The 18,098-nt window shown below is 63.9% G+C and carries 18 protein-coding genes; 14 read left to right on the forward strand and 4 right to left on the reverse strand.

Annotation, left to right across the window (positions count from 1 at the left end):
- Positions 1 to 44: 44 nt before the first annotated feature.
- Positions 45 to 854, reverse strand: a complete 810-nt coding sequence (locus Q0603_RS16480; protein WP_298727687.1) for a hypothetical protein — start codon at positions 852 to 854, stop codon at positions 45 to 47.
- Between Q0603_RS16480 and Q0603_RS16485 the strand changes: the two genes are divergently transcribed.
- From Q0603_RS16485 to Q0603_RS16535, 11 genes are all read left to right on the forward strand, one after another.
- On the forward strand, positions 846 to 1,001 hold the full coding sequence (locus Q0603_RS16485) for a hypothetical protein (RefSeq protein ID WP_298727688.1): 156 nt from the start codon (positions 846 to 848) through the stop codon (positions 999 to 1,001). The two genes, Q0603_RS16480 and Q0603_RS16485, sit on opposite strands and share 9 nt — an antisense overlap.
- Complete coding sequence (locus Q0603_RS16490) at positions 998 to 1,780, forward strand: GntR family transcriptional regulator (protein ID WP_298727690.1); 783 nt, start codon at positions 998 to 1,000, stop codon at positions 1,778 to 1,780. Before Q0603_RS16485 ends, Q0603_RS16490 begins: the two co-directional genes overlap by 4 nt.
- 237 nt (positions 1,781 to 2,017) lie before the next feature.
- Complete coding sequence (locus Q0603_RS16495; protein WP_298727692.1) at positions 2,018 to 3,118, forward strand: TRAP transporter substrate-binding protein; 1,101 nt, start codon at positions 2,018 to 2,020, stop codon at positions 3,116 to 3,118.
- 31 nt (positions 3,119 to 3,149) lie between these two features.
- Positions 3,150 to 3,686 carry a TRAP transporter small permease subunit gene (locus Q0603_RS16500; protein ID WP_298727694.1) on the forward strand — a complete coding sequence of 179 codons (537 nt, stop codon included), beginning with the start codon at positions 3,150 to 3,152 and terminating at the stop codon, positions 3,684 to 3,686.
- Positions 3,673 to 4,998, forward strand: coding sequence for a TRAP transporter large permease subunit (locus Q0603_RS16505; protein ID WP_298727696.1), 1,326 nt, complete (start codon positions 3,673 to 3,675; stop codon positions 4,996 to 4,998). Before Q0603_RS16500 ends, Q0603_RS16505 begins: the two co-directional genes overlap by 14 nt.
- Positions 4,999 to 5,035: 37 nt before the next feature.
- Positions 5,036 to 5,860 (forward strand): sulfite exporter TauE/SafE family protein, encoded by an 825-nt coding sequence (locus Q0603_RS16510; protein ID WP_298727698.1) that lies wholly within the window; start codon positions 5,036 to 5,038, stop codon positions 5,858 to 5,860.
- 10 nt (positions 5,861 to 5,870) lie between these two features.
- The gene (locus Q0603_RS16515) at positions 5,871 to 7,460 is read left to right on the forward strand and encodes a gamma-glutamyltransferase family protein (RefSeq protein ID WP_298727700.1); all 1,590 of its coding nucleotides are present in this window, start codon (positions 5,871 to 5,873) and stop codon (positions 7,458 to 7,460) included.
- Between the two features lie 122 nt (positions 7,461 to 7,582).
- On the forward strand, positions 7,583 to 10,162 hold the full coding sequence (locus tag Q0603_RS16520) for a circularly permuted type 2 ATP-grasp protein (RefSeq protein WP_298727708.1): 2,580 nt from the start codon (positions 7,583 to 7,585) through the stop codon (positions 10,160 to 10,162).
- A 10-nt stretch (positions 10,163 to 10,172) separates the two neighbouring features.
- On the forward strand, positions 10,173 to 11,051 hold the full coding sequence (locus Q0603_RS16525; RefSeq protein ID WP_298727710.1) for a transglutaminase family protein: 879 nt from the start codon (positions 10,173 to 10,175) through the stop codon (positions 11,049 to 11,051).
- A 323-nt stretch (positions 11,052 to 11,374) separates the two neighbouring features.
- Positions 11,375 to 11,983 (forward strand): glutathione S-transferase, encoded by a 609-nt coding sequence (locus Q0603_RS16530; RefSeq protein ID WP_298727712.1) that lies wholly within the window; start codon positions 11,375 to 11,377, stop codon positions 11,981 to 11,983.
- A gap of 4 nt (positions 11,984 to 11,987) precedes the next feature.
- Positions 11,988 to 12,530, forward strand: coding sequence for a PAS domain-containing protein (locus Q0603_RS16535; RefSeq protein WP_298727714.1), 543 nt, complete (start codon positions 11,988 to 11,990; stop codon positions 12,528 to 12,530).
- 46 nt (positions 12,531 to 12,576) lie between these two features.
- Here the strand turns inward: Q0603_RS16535 and Q0603_RS16540 are convergent, their stop codons facing one another.
- On the reverse strand, positions 12,577 to 14,607 hold the full coding sequence (locus Q0603_RS16540; protein WP_298727716.1) for an elongation factor G: 2,031 nt from the start codon (positions 14,605 to 14,607) through the stop codon (positions 12,577 to 12,579).
- Positions 14,608 to 14,846: 239 nt separating this feature from the next.
- Between Q0603_RS16540 and Q0603_RS16545 the strand changes: the two genes are divergently transcribed.
- Positions 14,847 to 15,122, forward strand: coding sequence for a thioredoxin family protein (locus Q0603_RS16545; RefSeq protein WP_298727718.1), 276 nt, complete (start codon positions 14,847 to 14,849; stop codon positions 15,120 to 15,122).
- 102 nt (positions 15,123 to 15,224) lie between these two features.
- On the opposite strand, the gene Q0603_RS16550 is transcribed toward Q0603_RS16545, so the two are convergent.
- The gene (locus tag Q0603_RS16550) at positions 15,225 to 15,806 is read right to left on the reverse strand and encodes a hydrolase (protein WP_298727720.1); all 582 of its coding nucleotides are present in this window, start codon (positions 15,804 to 15,806) and stop codon (positions 15,225 to 15,227) included.
- Between the two features lie 220 nt (positions 15,807 to 16,026).
- On the opposite strand from Q0603_RS16550, the gene Q0603_RS16555 reads away from it, so the two are divergent.
- A complete protein-coding gene (locus Q0603_RS16555; protein WP_298727722.1) occupies positions 16,027 to 16,623 on the forward strand; it encodes a TetR/AcrR family transcriptional regulator in 597 nt (198 codons plus the stop codon).
- A 147-nt stretch (positions 16,624 to 16,770) separates the two neighbouring features.
- Here Q0603_RS16555 and tnpA read toward each other — a convergent pair whose 3' ends face one another.
- Positions 16,771 to 17,184 (reverse strand): IS200/IS605 family transposase, encoded by a 414-nt coding sequence (gene tnpA / locus Q0603_RS16560; RefSeq protein WP_298727724.1) that lies wholly within the window; start codon positions 17,182 to 17,184, stop codon positions 16,771 to 16,773.
- Between the two features lie 22 nt (positions 17,185 to 17,206).
- On the opposite strand from tnpA, the gene Q0603_RS16565 reads away from it, so the two are divergent.
- On the forward strand, positions 17,207 to 18,098 hold an 892-nt coding region (locus Q0603_RS16565), incomplete at its 3' end, for a transposase (RefSeq protein WP_298727726.1).

An 18,098-nucleotide genomic window follows, 5' to 3' on the forward strand; every position in this document is an offset into this window, starting at 1 on the left:
CGTCAAGGGCTGCAACGTCGCGGCCTGCAAGTCAGAAGGCGATATCAGGGAATCGTGTTGATCTTCTCCGCGCAGCCACGCAGTTCCTGGCCGCCGAACCGCCCCTCGGCGCGATAATCGTAGCGCCGGTCCGCCATGCTGTCGCTGCAGGGTGTATTGAGGATGTTCATCTCCAGCCGGTTGCGCTGATCGCCATCAGGCGGCGCCAGATTCCAGCTCCAGCGGTTGCCCTGTTCCTCGCCCGGCTCGGACGGATATTGCAGCGGCAACGAGCCCAGCCGGTCCAGAACGATGGCTTCCGGCGTGATGCGCAGATTCCAGAACGGCTCGTTGCCGAAAGCCCGCCAGCTCGATTGCGCCGCCGGTCCTGTCTCGTGGCAACCAGAGCGCGGCAGACTGACCCAGCCAAGCAGCTTGCCATCGCGATGGGAGACCGGATGCAACGTCGTGCAGCGCAGCAGCGGCTCGGACATGCCTGCGGGGGTGAACATGGCCGTCTCGGGGCTGGAATCGTTGGGCGATCTGGCAGCAACCGGCGACAGCTGCGGCGTCGTGCGGCCATCGGTGTCAGTGCTGCATTCCTGCGCGCTGCCATCGGCGCCCACCACCTGCACCAGGATCATGCCATGATTCTGCGGCACGAGATGTTCGGCATAGGCCGGCTGTGCGGGATGGGCGCGCAGGCAGGCCATCAGGCCGCCATAGACCTGCGGCAGATACCGGGCCCAAGTTTCACTCTCGCGGGTCTGCCGGGTCAGCTCGAACTGATCCGGTGAAACGCGGTCGGAATCGCCGGCGCAGGCGCTGAGGGAAGCGGCCAGGGCGAGGGCTGCGGCAAGCCTTGCATGTCTCATGCCGTCATCCAGACAAAAGAATGCGGCAAGATCGCGGCGAGGAACGGTCTGTTTTTCGTTTCCGTTTTATGGCAGGGCGGCCATCAAATCCGCTATTCTGCTTCAGCCGATGAGCAAAAAAACGCCGCGGCGAAGCGGGGGGAATGATGGGCATCGAACCGGAACAGCAGCGTATCGCAGATGGCTCGGCAGGCGGATCAAAACGGCTGAAGCGGCTGCCGGCCGCAGGTAGGTCGGGCATGACAGGCCGGGGCATGATCCGCGACCACCGCCTGTCGCAGACCAAGCGCGCCTATATCGAGATCAAGCGCCGCATTCTGGACAATGAACTGCCGCCCGGCACCCAGGCCCTGGAGCAGGAAGTCGCCGAATGGCTCGGCATGAGCCGCACGCCGGTGCGCGAGGCGCTGATCCGCCTGGCGCAGGACGGCATGGTCGAGGTGCGGCCGCGCCATGGCATGCGCGTTCTGCCGCTGTCGATGGACGATCTGCGCGAGATCTACGATCTGCTGACCGGCCTGGAGGCCATGGCGGCGGAGATCATTGCGCGCCGCGGCCTTTCGGCAACCGAGCTGGAGGCGCTGGAGACAGCGCTTTCCGATATGGAGGCGGCTCTGGCGCGTGACGATCTGACCGGCTGGGCGGAAGGTGATGCCCGCTTTCACCGCCTGCTGGTCGAATTCAGCCGCAACCGGCGTCTGCAGGCGATGGTGGAGACGGTCCGCGACCAGTCGCACCGCGCCCGCATGGCGACCTTGAAGCTGCGGCCCAAGCCGGAAACCTCCAATGCCGAACATGCTGCGGTGGTCGAGGCCATCCGCAGCCGCGACCCCGAAGCGGCGCATCGCCTGCACCGGCAGCATCGCTCAAGGGCGGGGCAGTTGCTGATCGACCTGCTGCAGCAACACGGTCTGGATCATCTCTAGCCTAAGTCTGAGTTAGCCCATTATTTGAGCGTTTCGCTGCCCAGAAAGTGTGTGATGGCCACTTTCAAGTCGCCCTCTGCTGTTCACGCAAAATAGAAATTCAGCCATTTCAATAGATTAATGCCGCATTGGTGCTGGCATATCGGTTGCATTGCGATTGCATACACGAGGCGGGCGTCAGACCTGCTGTGCCTTCAAGACCGGGCTGCCAGCCCATAGCCAATCGGGGTGAAGCCAATGAAACGCCGTTCCTTCGTCAAAGCCGGCCTTGCCGGCGCTGCCGTTGCTCCTTTTGCCAAGCCCAACATCGTCGCTGCCCAGAACAAGACCTTCCAGTGGAAGATGACCAATGCCTATGGCCCGGGTTCGCCTTTCTATGTGACCGGCCCGGGCAGCCCGATGGATTTCTGCGAAATGGTGAAGAAGATGTCGGGCGGTCGCCTGGTCATTCAGCATTTCGCCGCCGGCGAATTGATCCCGGCGCTGGAAGGCTTTGATGCCGTTTCCAAGGGCATCGTGGAGATGAACGCCGCCAATGCCTATTTCTGGGCCGGCAAGAGCTTTGCCGCGCAGTATTTCACGACGGTTCCCTTCGGCCTGAATTTCCAGGGCATGAATGCCTGGCTGTATCACGGCGGCGGCATGAAGCTGTGGGAAGAGCTCTACAAGCCCTTCGATCTGGTGCCGATGCCGATGGGCAATACCGGCGTGCAGATGACCGGCTGGTACCGCAAGCCGGTGCAGTCGATCGAGGATTACAAGGGCCTGAAGATGCGCATCCCGGGTCTGGCCGGAAAGGTCTATGCCGAGCTTGGCGTCGACGTAAAGCTGCTGCCCGGCGGCGAAATCTTCCCCGCACTGGAGCGTGGCGTGATCGATGCCGCCGAATTCGTCGGCCCGTATCAGGATCGGCGCCTCGGTCTGCAGAAGGCGGCGAAGTATTACTACACCACCGGCTGGCATGAGCCGTCCAACGTCACCGAGCTGATCATCAATGCCAAGGCCTGGGCGTCGCTGCCGAGCGATCTGCAGGAGATCGTCAAGGCCGCCGCTGCCGCCTGCAACACCATCAGCCATACCTGGTGCGAGGCGACCAATGCGGAAGCGCTGGACGACCTGGTGAAGAACCATGGCGTGATCGCGCAGCCGCTGCCGCCGCAGATCGTGGCCAAGCTGAAGGAGATCACCCAGCAGGTGCTGGCCGATGCGGCCGCGAAGGATCCCGCCACCAAGAAGATCCATGACAGCTTCATGGCCTTCAAGGCGATCCATGACAAATGGGCCGGCATCTCCGAGAGCGTCTATCAGTCGCAGATCCGCGCCGCGATGTCGATCTGACAATGTCGATCTAACTGGCAGGGACTGAGAGATGGAACGCGTAGCGCAAAGGCTGGATGCCATCGTCGAGGTTTGCGGCCGCGTCACGGCCTGGTCGTCGCTGGCGATTGTCCTCGTGATGGCTTTCAATGTACTGCTGCGCTACGCGTTCAATACCGGATCGGTTGCGATGCAGGAGCTGGAATGGCACCTGATGGCACCGATCGCGCTGCTTTCCATGGCCTATGCGATCAAGCATGACGGCCATGTGCGCGTCGACGTGCTTTATGGACGGTTCTCGCCGCGCCTGCAGCAGATGATCGAGGTGATTTCCTTCCTGCTGGTTGCGGCGATTTCCGTTCTGATCGTCTATCTCTCGATTTCTTATGTGATGCAGTCCTACCGGATCGGCGAAGGCTCGCCCGATCCGGGTGGCCTGCCGTATCGCTGGATTCTGAAAGCCTGCATTCCGGCAGGCTTCATCCTGCTGACTCTGCAGAGTCTGGCCGGCGCCTTGCAGGCGCTGATGCGCCCTGTTGCTAAGATGTCTGTGCCTTCTCCCGTATTGGCCGAGCATGCCGCTGAATGAAATTCTGGCTATTGCCTGTATCGTCTCCTTCTTCGTTCTTCTCGCGCTTGGTATCCCGGTTGCGCTGACGCTCGCCGTCAGCGGCTTTGTCTTCGGCTATATCGGCTTCGGCGCGCTGCTGTTCAATCTGCTGCCGGCGCGCATCTTCGGCGTGATCTCGAATTACACGCTGATTGCCATTCCGCTTTTCGTCTTCATGGGCGTGATGCTGGAAAAATCCCGGCTTGCTGATGAACTGATGGATGTGATCGGCCATCTGGCCGGCAGCCTGCGCGGCGGCATGGGGATTGGCCTCGTGCTGGTCGGCGTGATGATGGGCGCCACCACCGGCGTCGTCGGCGCCACCATCGTCACGCTGGGTCTGCTCACACTGCCGGCCTTGCTGCGGCGCGGCTATGACAAGAGCGTCGCCTGCGGCGCGATCTGCGCATCGGGCTCACTCGGCCAGCTGATTCCGCCCAGCCTGATCCTGATCCTGCTCTCCGACATTCTCGGCCAGTCGGTCGGCACGTTGTTCGCTGCGGCGGTGATGCCGGGTCTGCTGCTGTCGGCCGTCTATGTCATCTATCTCCTCGGCCTCGGCTGGCTGCGGCCGGACAAGGTCCCTCCGGTGCCGGTGGAGGAACGCGATGCCCTGGCGCGCCGCGATCTCTGGATCAAGGTCTTGCGCGTCGGCCTGCCGCCAATCGGCCTGGTGATCGCCGTGCTCGGCTCGATCATCGGCGGCGTGGCGGCGCCGACCGAGGCTGCCTCCATGGGGGCTCTGGGCAGCATTCTTGTGGTTGCCGCCGCCGGACGGTTCAATTGGTCGGTGCTGCGCGAGGCGGTCTATTCGACCACGCGCATCACCGCGACCATGATGTTCGTGCTGATCTGCGCTCAGGTCTTCGCCCTGGCCTTCCGTGGTTTGCAGGGTGAGCAGCTTGTCCATGACCTCTTCAACATGGTGCCCGGCGGTATCACCGGTGTGCTGCTCTTCATGATGGCGCTGATCTTCGTGCTCGGTTTCTTCATCGAGTGGATTGAAATCAGCTATATCGTCGTGCCGCTATTCCTGCCGATCCTGCAGGCCGCCAATGTCGACCTCGTCTGGGTGGCGATCCTGATCGCGGTGAATCTGCAAAGCTCGTTTCTGACGCCGCCATTCGGCTGGGCGCTGTTTTATCTGCGAGGCGTGGCACCGCCCCAGGTGGCCACCCTTGACATATACCGTGGTGTCGTCCCATTCATCGGGCTGCAACTCATAACGCTCGCCATCGTTTTCCTGTATCCGTCCCTCGCAACCTGGCTGCCGAAAGCCATCGGCTGGTAACGCGGGCGGGATACGGCATGGAATAAAGGCCGTCCTTATGAATCTGCCTCTGTCCGAGATTCTGATCTTCGGCACCCTGCTGCTGGCAGCCGGCGCCGTGGCCGGCGTGACGGCGGGATTGCTGGGCGTGGGCGGCGGCATCGTCATCGTACCGGTGCTGTGGCATCTGTTTGATGCGCTCGACATCGATGAAGCGGTGCGCATGCATGTCGCTGTCGGCACGTCGCTTGCCACCATCATTATCACCTCGATGGCCTCAGTGCGGGCGCATCACCGGCGCGGCGCAGTCGATTTCGAACTGCTGCGCGCCTGGGGATTATGGATCTTCATCGGCGTGCTCGCCGGGACGGCCATCGCCGGTTTCGTGCGCGGCCCGGTCCTGACCGCGGTGTTCGCAACTGTGGCGCTGGTCGTCTCGCTGCATATGGGTTTCGGCAAGCAGGACTGGCGCATTTCTGATCATCTGCCGAAAGATGCGGGCAGGATCAGTCTCGCCGGCGCAATCGGTGCCATATCGGCGATGATGGGCATCGGCGGCGGCACGTTGAGCGTGCCGATCCTTTCCTTGTTCGGCTATCCGATTCATCGCGCTGTCGGCACGGCCGCGGCCATCGGCTTCATTATCGGCATTCCCGGCACCATCGGCTTCGTGATCACCGGCTGGGATGTTGCGGACCGGCCGCCGCTGTCATTGGGCTATATCAGCCTGATCGGCTTTGCGCTGATCGTGCCGACCTCGATGCTGCTGGCCCCGGTGGGCGCCAGGATGGCGCATGGCCTGAACACCAAGAAGCTGAAGCGCGTTTTTGCCGTCTTCCTTGGCTTCACGGCGTTGCGTATGTTTTACGATCTGCTGTCCTAGGATTCCGGCTATGTTGAATACTGCACGCGCCCGGCGGGGCATGGTGACCGCCCCGCATCATCTGGCCAGCGAAGCCGGACTGCGCGTCCTGCGCGAGGGCGGCAACGCCATCGAAGCGACGGTTGCGATGGCGGCTACCTTGTCGGTGGTCTATCCGCATATGACCGGCATCGGCGGCGATGGCTTCTGGCTCATCGCCGTGCCGGACCGCGAACCCATTGCCATCGAGGCCTGTGGCCGCGCAGCCAGAGCTGCAACGCCTGCGCTGTACCGGCGCAAGGGCCATGACGGCATTCCCTGGCGTGGGCCGCTGGCTGTCAATACGGTGGCCGCGACATTAAGCGGCTGGGCGGAAGCGCTGCGTTTCAGCACCGAACTCGGCGGCCGCATGACGCTGTCTCGTCTGGTCGAAGATGCGGTCTGGCATGGCGAGAACGGCTTTGCGGTCACCGCCAGCCAGGAAGACCTGACGCGCAGCAAGCTGGCCGAGCTGAAGGATGTCCCGGGCTTTGCCTCTGCTTTTTTGATCGAAGGCCGCCCGCCGCGGGCCGGGGAGGTGATGAAGCTGCCTGCTTTGGCGCGCACTTTGCGCCTGCTGGGCGAGCGCGGCGTCGACGATTTCTATTGGGGCGAACTGGCGCGCAGTATTGCCGCCGATCTCGCCAGGATCGGCAGTCCGGTATCGGCGGAGGATCTGGCGCAGCACAAGGTGCGCCGCCGCGATGCGCTGAGCGTCGCGATCCGCGGCGCACGGCTTTACAACTTTCCGCCGCCGACCCAGGGGCTGACCTCGCTGATGATTCTCGCCTTGTTCGACCGCCTGGATGTGGCCGAGGCGGAAGGCTTTGATCACGTCCATGGCTTGGTGGAAGCCACCAAGCAGGCTTTTTTGGTGCGCGACCGGATCGTCGGCGATCCCGATGAGATGACGGAAGCACCCGAGGATTATCTCACTGATGAGGTGCTGGATGATCTTGCGGCGCGCATCGATCGCCGCCGCGCCTTGCCCTGGCCGCAGCCGGCTTCCGCTGGCGACACCACGTGGATGGGCGCCATTGACGGCCATGGCCTGGCGGTCAGCTTCATTCAGTCGATCTATTTTGAATTCGGCTCCGGCTGCGTGCTGCCCGATACCGGCATCCATTGGCAGAACCGTGGCTCCAGCTTCCTGCTGGAAGGAGGCGGGCCGCGCCTGCTTGCGCCGGGCCGCATGCCATTCCACACGCTCAATCCCGCGCTGGCGCGCTTCGATGATGGCCGCGTGATGGTCTATGGCACCATGGGCGGCGAAGGCCAGCCGCAGACCCAGGCGGCGCTCTTCAGCCGCTATGCCATGTTCGGGCAGGATCTGCAGACGGCGATCACCGCGCCGCGCTGGCTCTTGGGCAAGACCTGGGGCGAGAACAGCGTCACGCTGAAACTGGAAAGCCGCTTCAGCCGTGAAGTGGTGACCGAGCTGAAGGCGGCCGGCCATGACGTTGAGCTGCTGGAGGCCTTCACCGGCACGATGGGCCATGCCGGCGCCATCGTCCGCCATGCCAACGGCGTGCTGGAAGGTGCCTCCGATCCGCGCAGCGACGGCGCCGCAGCCGGCTTCTAAGCTGGACGAAATTGCACAGAAATTGATCGATTGCGGCACAGCGGCATCGTTGCGCGCAAGAACAGCCGCTTACCCCCGATCTGCGAACCGGCTAGACTTCCTTGCCGATTCGGTCATCACAGATGAGCTTGCCCTTGCCGGCCACGGTCTCACAGAAGGGGGCGGAGGCCATACCGGTCATCCCGCCTAATCCGCTCGACGCCTTCGACGAGATGGTGACCGGGCAGGGGGTGATCCGCCCGCATTGGCAACCGCTGCTGGCGACGCTCAGCCTTCTGGGAGCGAACGGTCTGGCGGAGCGCGCCGAGCGCGGGCGGCAATATCTCGAAAACGAAGGCGTCACCTACAATCTTTATGAATTGCCCGGTGGTTCCGGGCGTGGCGCGGCTGAGATCGCGCCGCCTCTGCCCGAGCAGCGGCCCTGGCGTCTCGATCCGGTGCCGGTGCTGCTCTCCGCTGAGGAATGGGAAGGCATCGAAGCCGGGCTAATTCAGCGCGCGCATCTGCTGGATCTGATCCTGCGCGATCTCTACGGGCCGATGACGCTGCTGCACGAGCAGCGCTTTCCGCCGGCGCTGATCTTCGGCCATCGGGAATTTCTGCGTCCGGCGCGCTCCATGACCGGTAAGCCGCCGCGCATGCTGCAGCATTACGCGGCCGAACTGGTGCGCGGCCCCGATGGCGTCTGGCGGGTGATTGCCGACCGCACGCAGGCGCCGGTCGGCGCCGGCTATGCCTTGCAGAACCGCCGGGTGCTGTCGCGCCTGATGGGGCAGGCCTTGCGGCAATGCCGCGTGCGGCCGCTGAACGCTTTCTTCGAATACTGGCAGGCCGATCTTGCTGCCCGCGCGCCGACGCAATCCGACAATCCGCGCGTCGTGCTGCTGACGCCGGGCCCGTATAACGAGGCCTATTTTGAACATATCTATCTGGCGCGCGAACTGGGGGCAACGCTTGTGGAAGGCGCCGACCTCACCATGCGCGATGGCCGCATCTTCCTGAAGACGCTCGCAGGCCTCGAACAGGTGGATGTGCTGCTGCGTCGGCTGGATGGCGAATGGTGCGATCCGCTGGAACTGCGCGCCGATTCCGCCGTGGGTGTGGTCGGCCTGCTGCAGTCAGCGCGCGAAGGCAATGTCGCGATCTGCAATGCCATCGGCAGCGGCCTTGTCGGCGCGCCGGCTTTACAGGCCTTCCTGCCGACCTTGGCGCGGCATTTCCTCGGCGAGGATCTGAAGCTGCCCTCGATTGCGACCTGGTGGTGCGGCCAGGATTATGCGCTGCAGGAAGCCATCCAGCGTTTCGATTCCGTGGTCGTGCGCGGCGCCTACGATCTGGGTGAGCAGCCGGTCGTGGTGTCCGATCTGCCGGATACAGAGCGCGCAGCCTTTCTGCAGCGGATCAAGGCGCGGCCGGGCAATTATGTCGCGCAGGAGCGGATATTGCCGTCCGTCTCGCCAGGCCTGGGCGAAAAGGGACTGGAGCCGCAATCGATTCTTCTGCGCGTGCTGGTGGTCGCCGACGGCGACGATTATGTGGTGATGCCGGGCGGCCTTGCGCGCGTGCCCGAGAAGAACGATCCCTTCGGCGCGACCCTGCAGCGCGGCGGCATCAACAAGGATGTCTGGGTCGTGGCGAAGGAGCAGGGGCCGACGGTGATCCGCGGCACGGCTTCACGCCAGCGCATGCCCCTGCGCCGTTCCTCCGGCACCCTGCAAAGCCGCGTTGCCGACGATCTCTACTGGCTGGGCCGCAGCATTGAACGGCTGGATGACGGCGCGCGTCTGCTGCGGGCAGTGCTGTCGCGTCTGGTCGGCGAATTCGCATCTGCCCGCGACATGGTGGAGATGACGGTGCTGGCGCGGACTTTGGCGCGCTGCGGCATCGTCGACCAGAAGGCCGCCGCGGCGCCGCCGGATACGGCGCTGTTTTCCGGCGCGCTCACCCGCGCCTGCGCGCCGGGGCAGCTGCTGGGGCAGACCCTGGATGGCATCGAGCGTCTGGCGGTGGTGTCGCGCCATCGCTTCTCCGCCGATATGTGGCGGATGTTCAATCATCTGCTGGGCGAGCTGCGGCTCAGTCGCCCGGCTGCCCTGGGCGATGCCGACGGCACCCTGGCCTTCTGCGATCAGATGATCCGCGCCACCGCGGCGATCTCCGGCATGCTGTCGGAGCATATGACGCGCGGCTCGGGCTGGCGGTTCCTCGATTTCGGACGTCGTTTGGAACGCGGCGTCTTCATCGCGCGCACGGTCTCGGCGGCGACGACGATGATCGGCGCCAGCACCGATTCCGCATTCCGCATCGCGCTGGAGGTCAACGATTCCAGCCTGACCTACCGCCGCCGCTACCGCTCAGCCTTGCAGGCCGCGGCGGTTTTCGATCTGCTGCTTCTGGATATTAGCAATCCGCATGCGCTTGCGTTCCAGCTGCATGGCATGGCCCAGCATCTGGATGCCATGCCCAATCCCGATGCGCCGCCGCGCAGCGCCGATTGCCTCGCCCTGACGCAGCCTTTTGCCGATCTGGTCGCCAGTTTCGACCGCGACGAGATCGGCCGCGAGGAAGAAGCACAACTGGCCAACCGCCTGCGCGGCAGCTTGGATGCGGCCTGTCAGGCGTTGATGGATATCTCGGATCAGCTCACGCGCACCTATTTCAGTCATGTGCAGGTCGCGCACAGCTTCGGTTTCGGCTCTTAAGGGGGCGGCGATGCGCTATCGTCTGCGGCATACGACCTCCTACACCTATTCCTGGGCCGTCGATATTTCCTACCACCTGCTGCATCTCGCCCTGCCGGAACTGCCGCGTCAGCGCGTGCATGCCTGCTCGGTGACGACCAATCCGAATTCCGGGCGGCTTTCGGCGCAGATCGATCATTTCGGCAATCGCGTCGCCTATCTGACCATCGACGCGCCGCATAAACGCTTCGATGTCGAACTGCGCGCCGAAGTCGAGGTTGATCCTTTCGCCGGCGTCGATCCCGAGGCGACGCCGCCATGGGAGTCATTACGCGACATGCTGGACGGCAACGGCTTTCCTGCGCCGGTGCTGGAAAGCGAATTCGTTCACGCCTCGCCTTTTGCGCAGGCCGATGCCGAGGCGGTTGCCTATGCGCTGCAATCCTTCACGCCAAGCCGGCCGGTTCTTGCCGCGGCGAAGGAACTGACGGAGCGCATCTTCCGCGATTTCCGCTACGATCCGGCCGCGACGGAAGTGTTCACGCCGGTGAGCGAGGTGATGAAGCAGCGCGCTGGCGTCTGCCAGGATTTCGCGCATCTGCAGATTAGCATGCTGCGGGGCCTGGGTTTGGCGGCGCGTTACGTGTCTGGCTACATCCGCACCCTGAAGGAAGGCGAGACGACGGGCCTGCGCGGTGCCGATGCCAGCCATGCCTGGCTGTCGGTCTGGTGCGGGCCGGAACTGGGCTGGGTCGATCTCGATCCCACCAACAACATGATCTGCTCCGACCAGCATGTCACCGCTGCTTTGGGCCGCGATTATGGCGATATCAGCCCGGTCCGGGGCGTGGTACTGGGCGGTGGACCGCATCGCATCGGCGTTGCCGTCGAGTTGCTGCCGCTCGGCTGAACCTGTTCCCTGTGCCCGGTCGATAGGCAGTCCGGATACGGACGCGCCTGCTTCTTGCGCAGCTATCCACGATTTTTCGCCTTTTTTGAACCGCAAGACGGGGACGCGGCGCTGGCATGAATTCTGCTACGTGGAAGACGCATCCGGTGCCGAGGCGCATCGGCCTGCGATTACCCGGCCCGATCTCCGATTCCGGCCGGGTGGCGAGACGGACACTTGCGCCGGCCATGGCGGTTTCGACCGCCATTGCCGGCGTTTTTTTGCCCGCCCTTTCTCCGGTGCGCAATTCCTCCTAGTCTGCCCCGACTAGCAGAGGAATCCCAATGAAGCTGTATTACTCCCCGACCTCGCCCTATGTGCGCAAAGTCACCGCGCTGGCGATGGAAACTGGCCTCGATGCGAAGATCGAGCGTGTTCCCGTGACCACCACGCCGGTGGAGCAGAGTCCGGATCTCGCCAATGCCAATCCGCTGGTGAAAGTGCCGGCGCTCGTTACCGACGAGGGCCTGCATCTCTTCGACAGCCGGGTGATCTGCGAATATCTGGATGGCCTGCATCAGGGGCCGAAATTCTTTCCAACGGGCGCGGCGCGCTGGATCGCGCTGCGCGAGCAGGCGCTTGGCGATGGCCTGCTCGATGCGGCCCTGCTGGTGCGCTACGAAGGTTTCCTGCGCCCTGAAGACAAGCGCTGGACGGCCTGGAGCGATGGACAGATGAAAAAGCTGCGCGGCGCTCTGGCCGAGATCGAAAAGCTTGCGCCAAGCTTCGGCAACCGGGTCGATATCGGCACGGTCACTATCGCCTGCGCGCTCGGCTATCTCGATTTCCGCTACGCCCATCTCGACTGGCGCAAGGACTACCCGCAGGCTGCCGCCTGGGCTGCAACCTTCTTCGAACGGCCATCGCTTAAAGCAACCGTGCCGGCAGGCTGACGCCATGAGCGATGCGGCGGCGCAACCTTGGCAGGACGACCGCCGCATTGCGGACTTCCTGAATTATTGGCGCAGCAAGCGGCCGGCGGCGGGTCGCCTGCCGCCTAAGCCCGCGATCGACCCCGTCGAACTCGGGGCCGGGATGCTGCCCATTCTTGCCCTGATCGAACCCATCGATGGCGGCGCGCGCTTCCGCTATCGCCTGTCGGGCACGCGGATGAATGCCGATGCCGGTCTCGATCTCACCGGGCGATATGTCGACGAGCTCAATCCCAACCGCGATTATGCCAGGTATCTCACCGGCCTTTACCGGATGACAATGCAGCATCGGCTGCCGGTCTATTCCGAAACACGCTATCGCGCCCGCAGCGGCCGCATGGGAACCACGCGGCGGCTGCTCTGCCCGCTCGCCAAGGACGGCGTCAGCGTCGACACGATCGTCTGCGCCCAGGTGCTGGAGCCGGACGATCAGCGCTTCATCGAGGCGCCGACCCTGACCTATGCCGCCAGTTTCGAGCCGGTCTGTGTGTTTGTGATCGCGGATTAGAAAAGGCCGCCTCATCGTGGAGGCGGCCTTTTGAACAGGCGGCGGTTCAGGCCGCCAGCGCCCGCCGGCGGTCCTCCACCACGCGGTCGGCCAGCTTGCCGGACAGTTCCTGCAGGTGATCGAAGCGGGCAACGAAAGTGCCGACGCCCAAGGTCATCGAGCGCAGCTCGACCGCGAGATCCTGCATCTCGGCTTCCGGCAGGTAGCACTCGATCTCATCCCAGCCGGGCCAGTCGTCCTTGGCCGCAATGCCCAGGATCTGTCCGCGCCGTGAAGAGACGATCGCATGCACCTTGGCGGTATATTCATTCGGCACAGCAAAGGTCACCGCCTGGATCGGCTCCAGCAGTACCGGCCCGCATTTCGGCAGCCCCTCGCTTATCGCGATGCCGCCAGCCGTGCGGAAGGCCTGGTCCGAAGAGTCGACCGAATGGAACTGGCCGTCCACCAGGGTCACCATCACGTCGACGACCGGGAAGCCGAGCGGCCCGCGTTGCAGGGCTTCCTGGATGCCTTCATCGACGGCGGGAATGAAGTTCTTCGGGATCGCGCCGCCGACAATGCGGTTGACGAAGCTGTAGCCGGCGCCACGCGGCTGCGGCGCGATCTCCACCTTGATGTCGGCGAATTGCCCATGGCCGCCCGACTGGCGCTTGAAGCGCGCATGCTGGTGCGTGCCCTGGCGGATCGTTTCGCGGTAAGCGGTCAACCGCTGCGCCGTCCGCACGCCGACATTGAAACGCTGCTGCAGCTTGTCGACTGCCAGCTTGAGATGGATTTCACCCTGGCCCTTGAGCAGCAATTGTCCCGTGCTTTGCTCGATATGCAGGCTGGGATCTTCCTCGCACAGCTTGTGCAAAGCCGCGGTCAGCTTCACTTCATCCTTGCGGTCGGTCGGCATCAGCGCCAGCGCATGCACCGGCGGCGCGGGCTGCGGCCAGTCGACGATCATCTCGCTGGGACCATCTGCATTCAGCATCTGTCCAGTGACGAGATCGTCAATGCGCCCCAACGCGACCAGATCGCCTGCGGTCGCCTGCGGTGTCTTGTCGACATGGCCGCCCATTACCCGATACAGCCCGCCCAGGCGTTTGCCGCCCAGCGAGGCATTCTCGGCGATCTCGCCCTGCCACAGACGGGTCAGGCTCAGCTTGCCGGTATGCGGCTGATGCAAGGTCTTGAATACGGTGCCGCAGATTGCGCCATCGCTCAGGCCCAGTCCGAGCCGTTTTGCCGTTGCGCTATGCGAGGGCGTTTCATGCCGCAAAGCCTTCCATAGCCTCAGCAGGCCGTTGCCTCGTTCCGCCGAGCCGAAGAAGACCGGTACGATCAAGCCGCCGCTTAGATCCTTCCTGAGCTGCGCATAGATATCGGCGGGTGCCGGCGTGCGGTCTTCCAGCAATTGCTCCAGCAGCGCGTCGTCGAAATCGGCGATCGTCTCCAGCAGTTGCTGCCGCGCTTCGGATTCCCGCGGCCGGATGGTATCCGGCATCTCGATCAGGTCGGAGGGCTTGTTTTCGTTGTAGCGATAGGCCCGCTCGCTCACCAGATCGACATAGCCGGTGATCCCATCGCCTTCGCGGATCGGAACCTCGCGCAGCACCAGCGGGCGTGCCGAGACCTGCTGCAGGGCCGCCAGCAGGTCGCGCATGCGGATGCTTGTCTTGTCGAGCTTGTTGACGAACAGCACGTGCGGGATGCGGCGCGCGTCGAGGAATTTCAGCAATGGCGCAAGGGTGACGGCGCGCGCCGGATCCGGCTCGGCGACGACAATGGCGATGTCGGCGATCATCAGCGCCGCCAGGGTCTCCTGGGCGAGCTCCACCGAACCGGGACAGTCGACGAAGATCCAGGGGTCGCCAAGGAAGCTGCAATGGCCGAGATTGGGCTCGATCGTCATTTGCCGGGCGCGCGCTTCCGGCGCGGCATCGCCCACCGTGCTGCCGGCGGCGACCGTTCCCTTGCGCGGGATCGCACCGGCGACGAACAGAAGGGTTTCGAGCAAAGTGGTTTTGCCGGCCGTATAGGGGCCGACGATGGCCGCCACTCTGGGGGCGGCAGATGATCCGGTGGTCATAGGCTATCCTCCCTCATGCATGAGTTGTCGTCGGGAAGGCGGCCTGCGGCCGGTCTGTTGCCGGCCTGCATGACGCGAAAGCACGGAACCTGCCGCTAGGATTCCACAGAGCGGCTGATCTCCCTAGCGAAGAATGAGCCGAATACGGCTTTACAATCGCCAGCTTGCGGATACGTCCGGGAAAACTGCGAGGAATGCATTGGCCGTCTGCGGACAGAGCGTCAGACGGATGACGGCGAATGCGGCAAATACCGCCAGCAGCTGTTCGCCAACCGGCCGCTCACGCCCACCACGGGCGATTTCAAACACCCTTCGGCGCCGCCGATCTGCCGTTGCGGGTCGATTTCTGGGCGGAGGATTTCTGGTCCGAGGATTTCTGGGCGGAGTGGTGCTCCTTCTGCCGCAGGATAGCACCGGTAATCGATCAGGCCGCCGCCTTCGAGCTTCGCCTGCGCGTAGGCAGGCTGGATACCGAAGCGGAGCCGGACCTGGGGCGCGCTTCGGCATCCACTTGATGCTCACGCTCGCGCTGTTGCGCGGCGGGTGAGAGCTGGCGCGCGTCAGCGGCGTGATGCCGCCAATGCCGGTGCAGCGCCGGGGCAAACAGTCCCTTGCCGTTAGGCCGCCAGCGCCGACAGGATGTCGGCGCTGCGCCGCACGCGGCTGATGCGTGGCATGATTGTTTCAATGGAAAAGCGATGCGCCGCGTCGCCGTGCACGGCGCTGCAGGCATCCTCCGCCAGCACTACGGCATAGCCATGTTCCCAGGCCGCGCGGGCAGTCGATTCGACGCCCAGATTGGTCGAGATGCCGCCGAGCAGGATGGTCGCGATGCCGCGCCGGCGCAGCTGCAAGTCGAGTTCGGTGCCGTGAAAGGCATTCCATTGCCGTTTCAGGATCGGGATGTCGCCTGGCTGCCGCGCCAATTCCGGCGCCAATTCGGTCCAGTCCGCCGGCAGTGCATCGGGCGGCACCGCGATGGGCTGGTCCACCGGCTGGCGCAGCATGTCGCCATAGCCGGCCGACCAGCCGACGCTGACCAGCACCACCGGCATGCCGAGCGCACGGGCGCGGTGGGCCAGCGCGGCGGCATTGCGCAGCACGGTATCGGTGCCGTAAGGGCCGCGAGCTAGCGGCAGAATGCCCTTCTGCAGGTCGATCAGTACCAGTGCGGTGCTGCGGGGGTCGAGCTTATCCATTCGAATCTCCAGTCGTTGCCGCCTTAGGGTATTGCACCCAGGACTTTGCAGGGCAGTTATATGAGGTTATCCTCATGAATAAGGAGATATGAGGATGCCCTCACAAAAGGCAACCCCGGCGAAATCCCGGGGCGACGCCGCGCGGAAAGCCGCGCGGCCATCAGTGACAAGCGGAGCAGCAACCGCAGCAGCAACTAGGGCGCCGATGCCCGCGGCCCGGATGCCGTCGCGTCGACGCGGCCGGGCGCGTGTCGCCGCCCTGCTGGCGGCTGGCGCCGCGGTCTTTGCCGAAAAAGGCTACGACGCCGCGACGATGACCGAGATCGCGGCGCGCGCGGGTGCGTCGATCGGCTCGCTCTACCAGTTCTTTCCGACCAAGGCAGCGCTGGCTGATGCGTTGCTAGAGCAGCACATGAATATCGTGCGTGCGCATCTGAGCGGCATTGCGGCGCAGGCGGCGACGCAGCCGTTGCCTGAACTGGCGCATGCACTATGCAACGCCTTGGTGGCGACGCGCAGCGCCAATCCCGCTTTCGTCGCGCTGCTCGACAGCGGCAATATCGATGCGACGACGATTGTCGAAATCCGCAAGGCGATGCGCCGGCAGGTCGCCGCCATCCTGCGGCGCCGCGCGCCGCATCTGCCGGCTGCCGAACTGGCCGCCGCCGCGGCCGCCGTGCTGCAGATGATGAAATCCGCTGCGGCGCTGCAGGCCGACGTTACCCTGCCGGGCCGGCCGGCGGCGCTGGCCGAACTAGCGCGGATGCTGCAGGCCTATCTGCAAGCCCGGCTCGGACCCGCTGCCGGGATGCGCTAGCGACCCGCAAGCCGGCAGTCGGATTTCCGCATTCTGGAAAGCCCAAGCATTCTGGAAAGCCAAGAAGTGACCCGGTGCGCGGCAAGCCCCGCCGTTCAGGGCGGGGAAGGATAGCGCGGACGGCGTAGCCGTCCTTGTCTTTTGGTTTTAGTGTGGAGTCTGCTGCTGCTCGATGTACTGGCGCACGATGGAAATCGGTGCGCCACCACAGCTTGAAGCAAAGTAGGACGGCGACCACAGCACGCCTTTCCAGTAGCGCCTCTGGATGTCTGGTCGCTCCTTGCGCAGCAGGCGGCTGGAGACGCCTTTCAGGCTGTTCACGAGGTTGGAAACGGCGACTTTTGGCGGGTATTCCACGAGTAGGTGAACGTGATCATCCTCGCCATCCATTTCGATCAGTTGCGCCTCGAAGTCGGCACAGACCTTGGCGAAGATCGTACGTAGCCGGTTGATGGCGTCGCCATCGAACACCCTGCGACGATATTTCGCCACAAAGACCAAGTGGACGTGCATCTTGAAAACGCAGTGCCGTCCGTGTCTAATTTCGCTGTCATAACTCATAGACCAAGAGTATGATTGAGCCATGCAACGACTTCAAGCCTTCAAGTACGAACTGATGCCCAACGGCCAGCAGGAACGGCAAATGCGCCGCTTCGCTGGCTCGTGTCGGTTCGTCTACAACAAGGCGCTGGCGTTGCAGAAAGCGCGTTACGAGCAAGGCGAGAAGAAGCTTGGTTACGCTGGGCTGTGCAAGCTGCTCACCGAGTGGCGCAACAGCGCCGATACCCAGTGGCTGGCGGATGCGCCGGTGCATCCGCTGCAACAGACGCTCAAGGACTTGGAAAGGGCCTACAACAACTTCTTCGCCAAGCGAGCCGACTTCCCGCGTTTCAAGAAGAAAGGCCAGTCAGACAGCTTCCGCTATCCAGACCCGAAACAGATCAAGCTCGACCAAGCCAACAGCCGCCTATTTCTGCCCAAGCTCGGCTGGGTGCGTTATCGCAACAGCCGCGAAGTGTTGGGCGTGGTGAAAAACATTACCGTGAGCCAGTCGTGCGGCAAGTGGTACGTGAGCATTCAGACGGAGCGCGAGGTCGAGCAGTCCATTCCGCAGGGCGGCGCGGTTGGCATCGACATGGGTATTGCCCGGTTCGCCACGCTATCGGATGGTACGTTCTATGCGCCACTCAACAGCTTCAAGCGGCACGAAACGCGCTTGCGCAAGGCGCAGCAGGCGTTGAGCCGCAAGGTGAAGTTCAGCAACAACTGGAAGAAAGCGAAAGCCCGCGTCCAGCGCATTCATTCCCGCATCGGCAATGCCCGCCGCGATTTCCTGCACAAGACCTCGACCGCGATCAGCCAAAACCACGCGATGGTGTGTATCGAGGATTTGCAGGTACGGAACATGTCCAGGTCAGCGGCAGGTACTACCGAACAACCGGGACGAAACGTTCGGGCCAAGTCCGGCCTGAACA

The organism is uncultured Ferrovibrio sp. (genome assembly GCF_937960835.1).
Lineage (GTDB): Bacteria > Pseudomonadota > Alphaproteobacteria > Ferrovibrionales > Ferrovibrionaceae > Ferrovibrio.

Bases quoted from the DNA above. Each gene is read 5' to 3' on its own strand.
- Q0603_RS16485 (WP_298727688.1), top strand. From the start codon at position 846: ATGTCTCATGCCGTCATCCAGACAAAAGAATGCGGCAAGATCGCGGCG.
- Q0603_RS16480 (WP_298727687.1), bottom strand. From the start codon at position 854: ATGAGACATGCAAGGCTTGCCGCAGCCCTCGCCCTGGCCGCTTCCCTC.
- Q0603_RS16490 (WP_298727690.1), top strand. From the start codon at position 998: ATGATGGGCATCGAACCGGAACAGCAGCGTATCGCAGATGGCTCGGCA.
- Q0603_RS16495 (WP_298727692.1), top strand. From the start codon at position 2,018: ATGAAACGCCGTTCCTTCGTCAAAGCCGGCCTTGCCGGCGCTGCCGTT.
- Q0603_RS16500 (WP_298727694.1), top strand. From the start codon at position 3,150: ATGGAACGCGTAGCGCAAAGGCTGGATGCCATCGTCGAGGTTTGCGGC.
- Q0603_RS16505 (WP_298727696.1), top strand. From the start codon at position 3,673: ATGCCGCTGAATGAAATTCTGGCTATTGCCTGTATCGTCTCCTTCTTC.
- Q0603_RS16510 (WP_298727698.1), top strand. From the start codon at position 5,036: ATGAATCTGCCTCTGTCCGAGATTCTGATCTTCGGCACCCTGCTGCTG.
- Q0603_RS16515 (WP_298727700.1), top strand. From the start codon at position 5,871: ATGTTGAATACTGCACGCGCCCGGCGGGGCATGGTGACCGCCCCGCAT.
- Q0603_RS16520 (WP_298727708.1), top strand. From the start codon at position 7,583: ATGAGCTTGCCCTTGCCGGCCACGGTCTCACAGAAGGGGGCGGAGGCC.
- Q0603_RS16525 (WP_298727710.1), top strand. From the start codon at position 10,173: ATGCGCTATCGTCTGCGGCATACGACCTCCTACACCTATTCCTGGGCC.
- Q0603_RS16530 (WP_298727712.1), top strand. From the start codon at position 11,375: ATGAAGCTGTATTACTCCCCGACCTCGCCCTATGTGCGCAAAGTCACC.
- Q0603_RS16535 (WP_298727714.1), top strand. From the start codon at position 11,988: ATGAGCGATGCGGCGGCGCAACCTTGGCAGGACGACCGCCGCATTGCG.
- Q0603_RS16540 (WP_298727716.1), bottom strand. From the start codon at position 14,607: ATGACCACCGGATCATCTGCCGCCCCCAGAGTGGCGGCCATCGTCGGC.
- Q0603_RS16545 (WP_298727718.1), top strand. From the start codon at position 14,847: ATGCGGCAAATACCGCCAGCAGCTGTTCGCCAACCGGCCGCTCACGCC.
- Q0603_RS16550 (WP_298727720.1), bottom strand. From the start codon at position 15,806: ATGGATAAGCTCGACCCCCGCAGCACCGCACTGGTACTGATCGACCTG.
- Q0603_RS16555 (WP_298727722.1), top strand. From the start codon at position 16,027: ATGCCGTCGCGTCGACGCGGCCGGGCGCGTGTCGCCGCCCTGCTGGCG.
- tnpA (WP_298727724.1), bottom strand. From the start codon at position 17,184: ATGAGTTATGACAGCGAAATTAGACACGGACGGCACTGCGTTTTCAAG.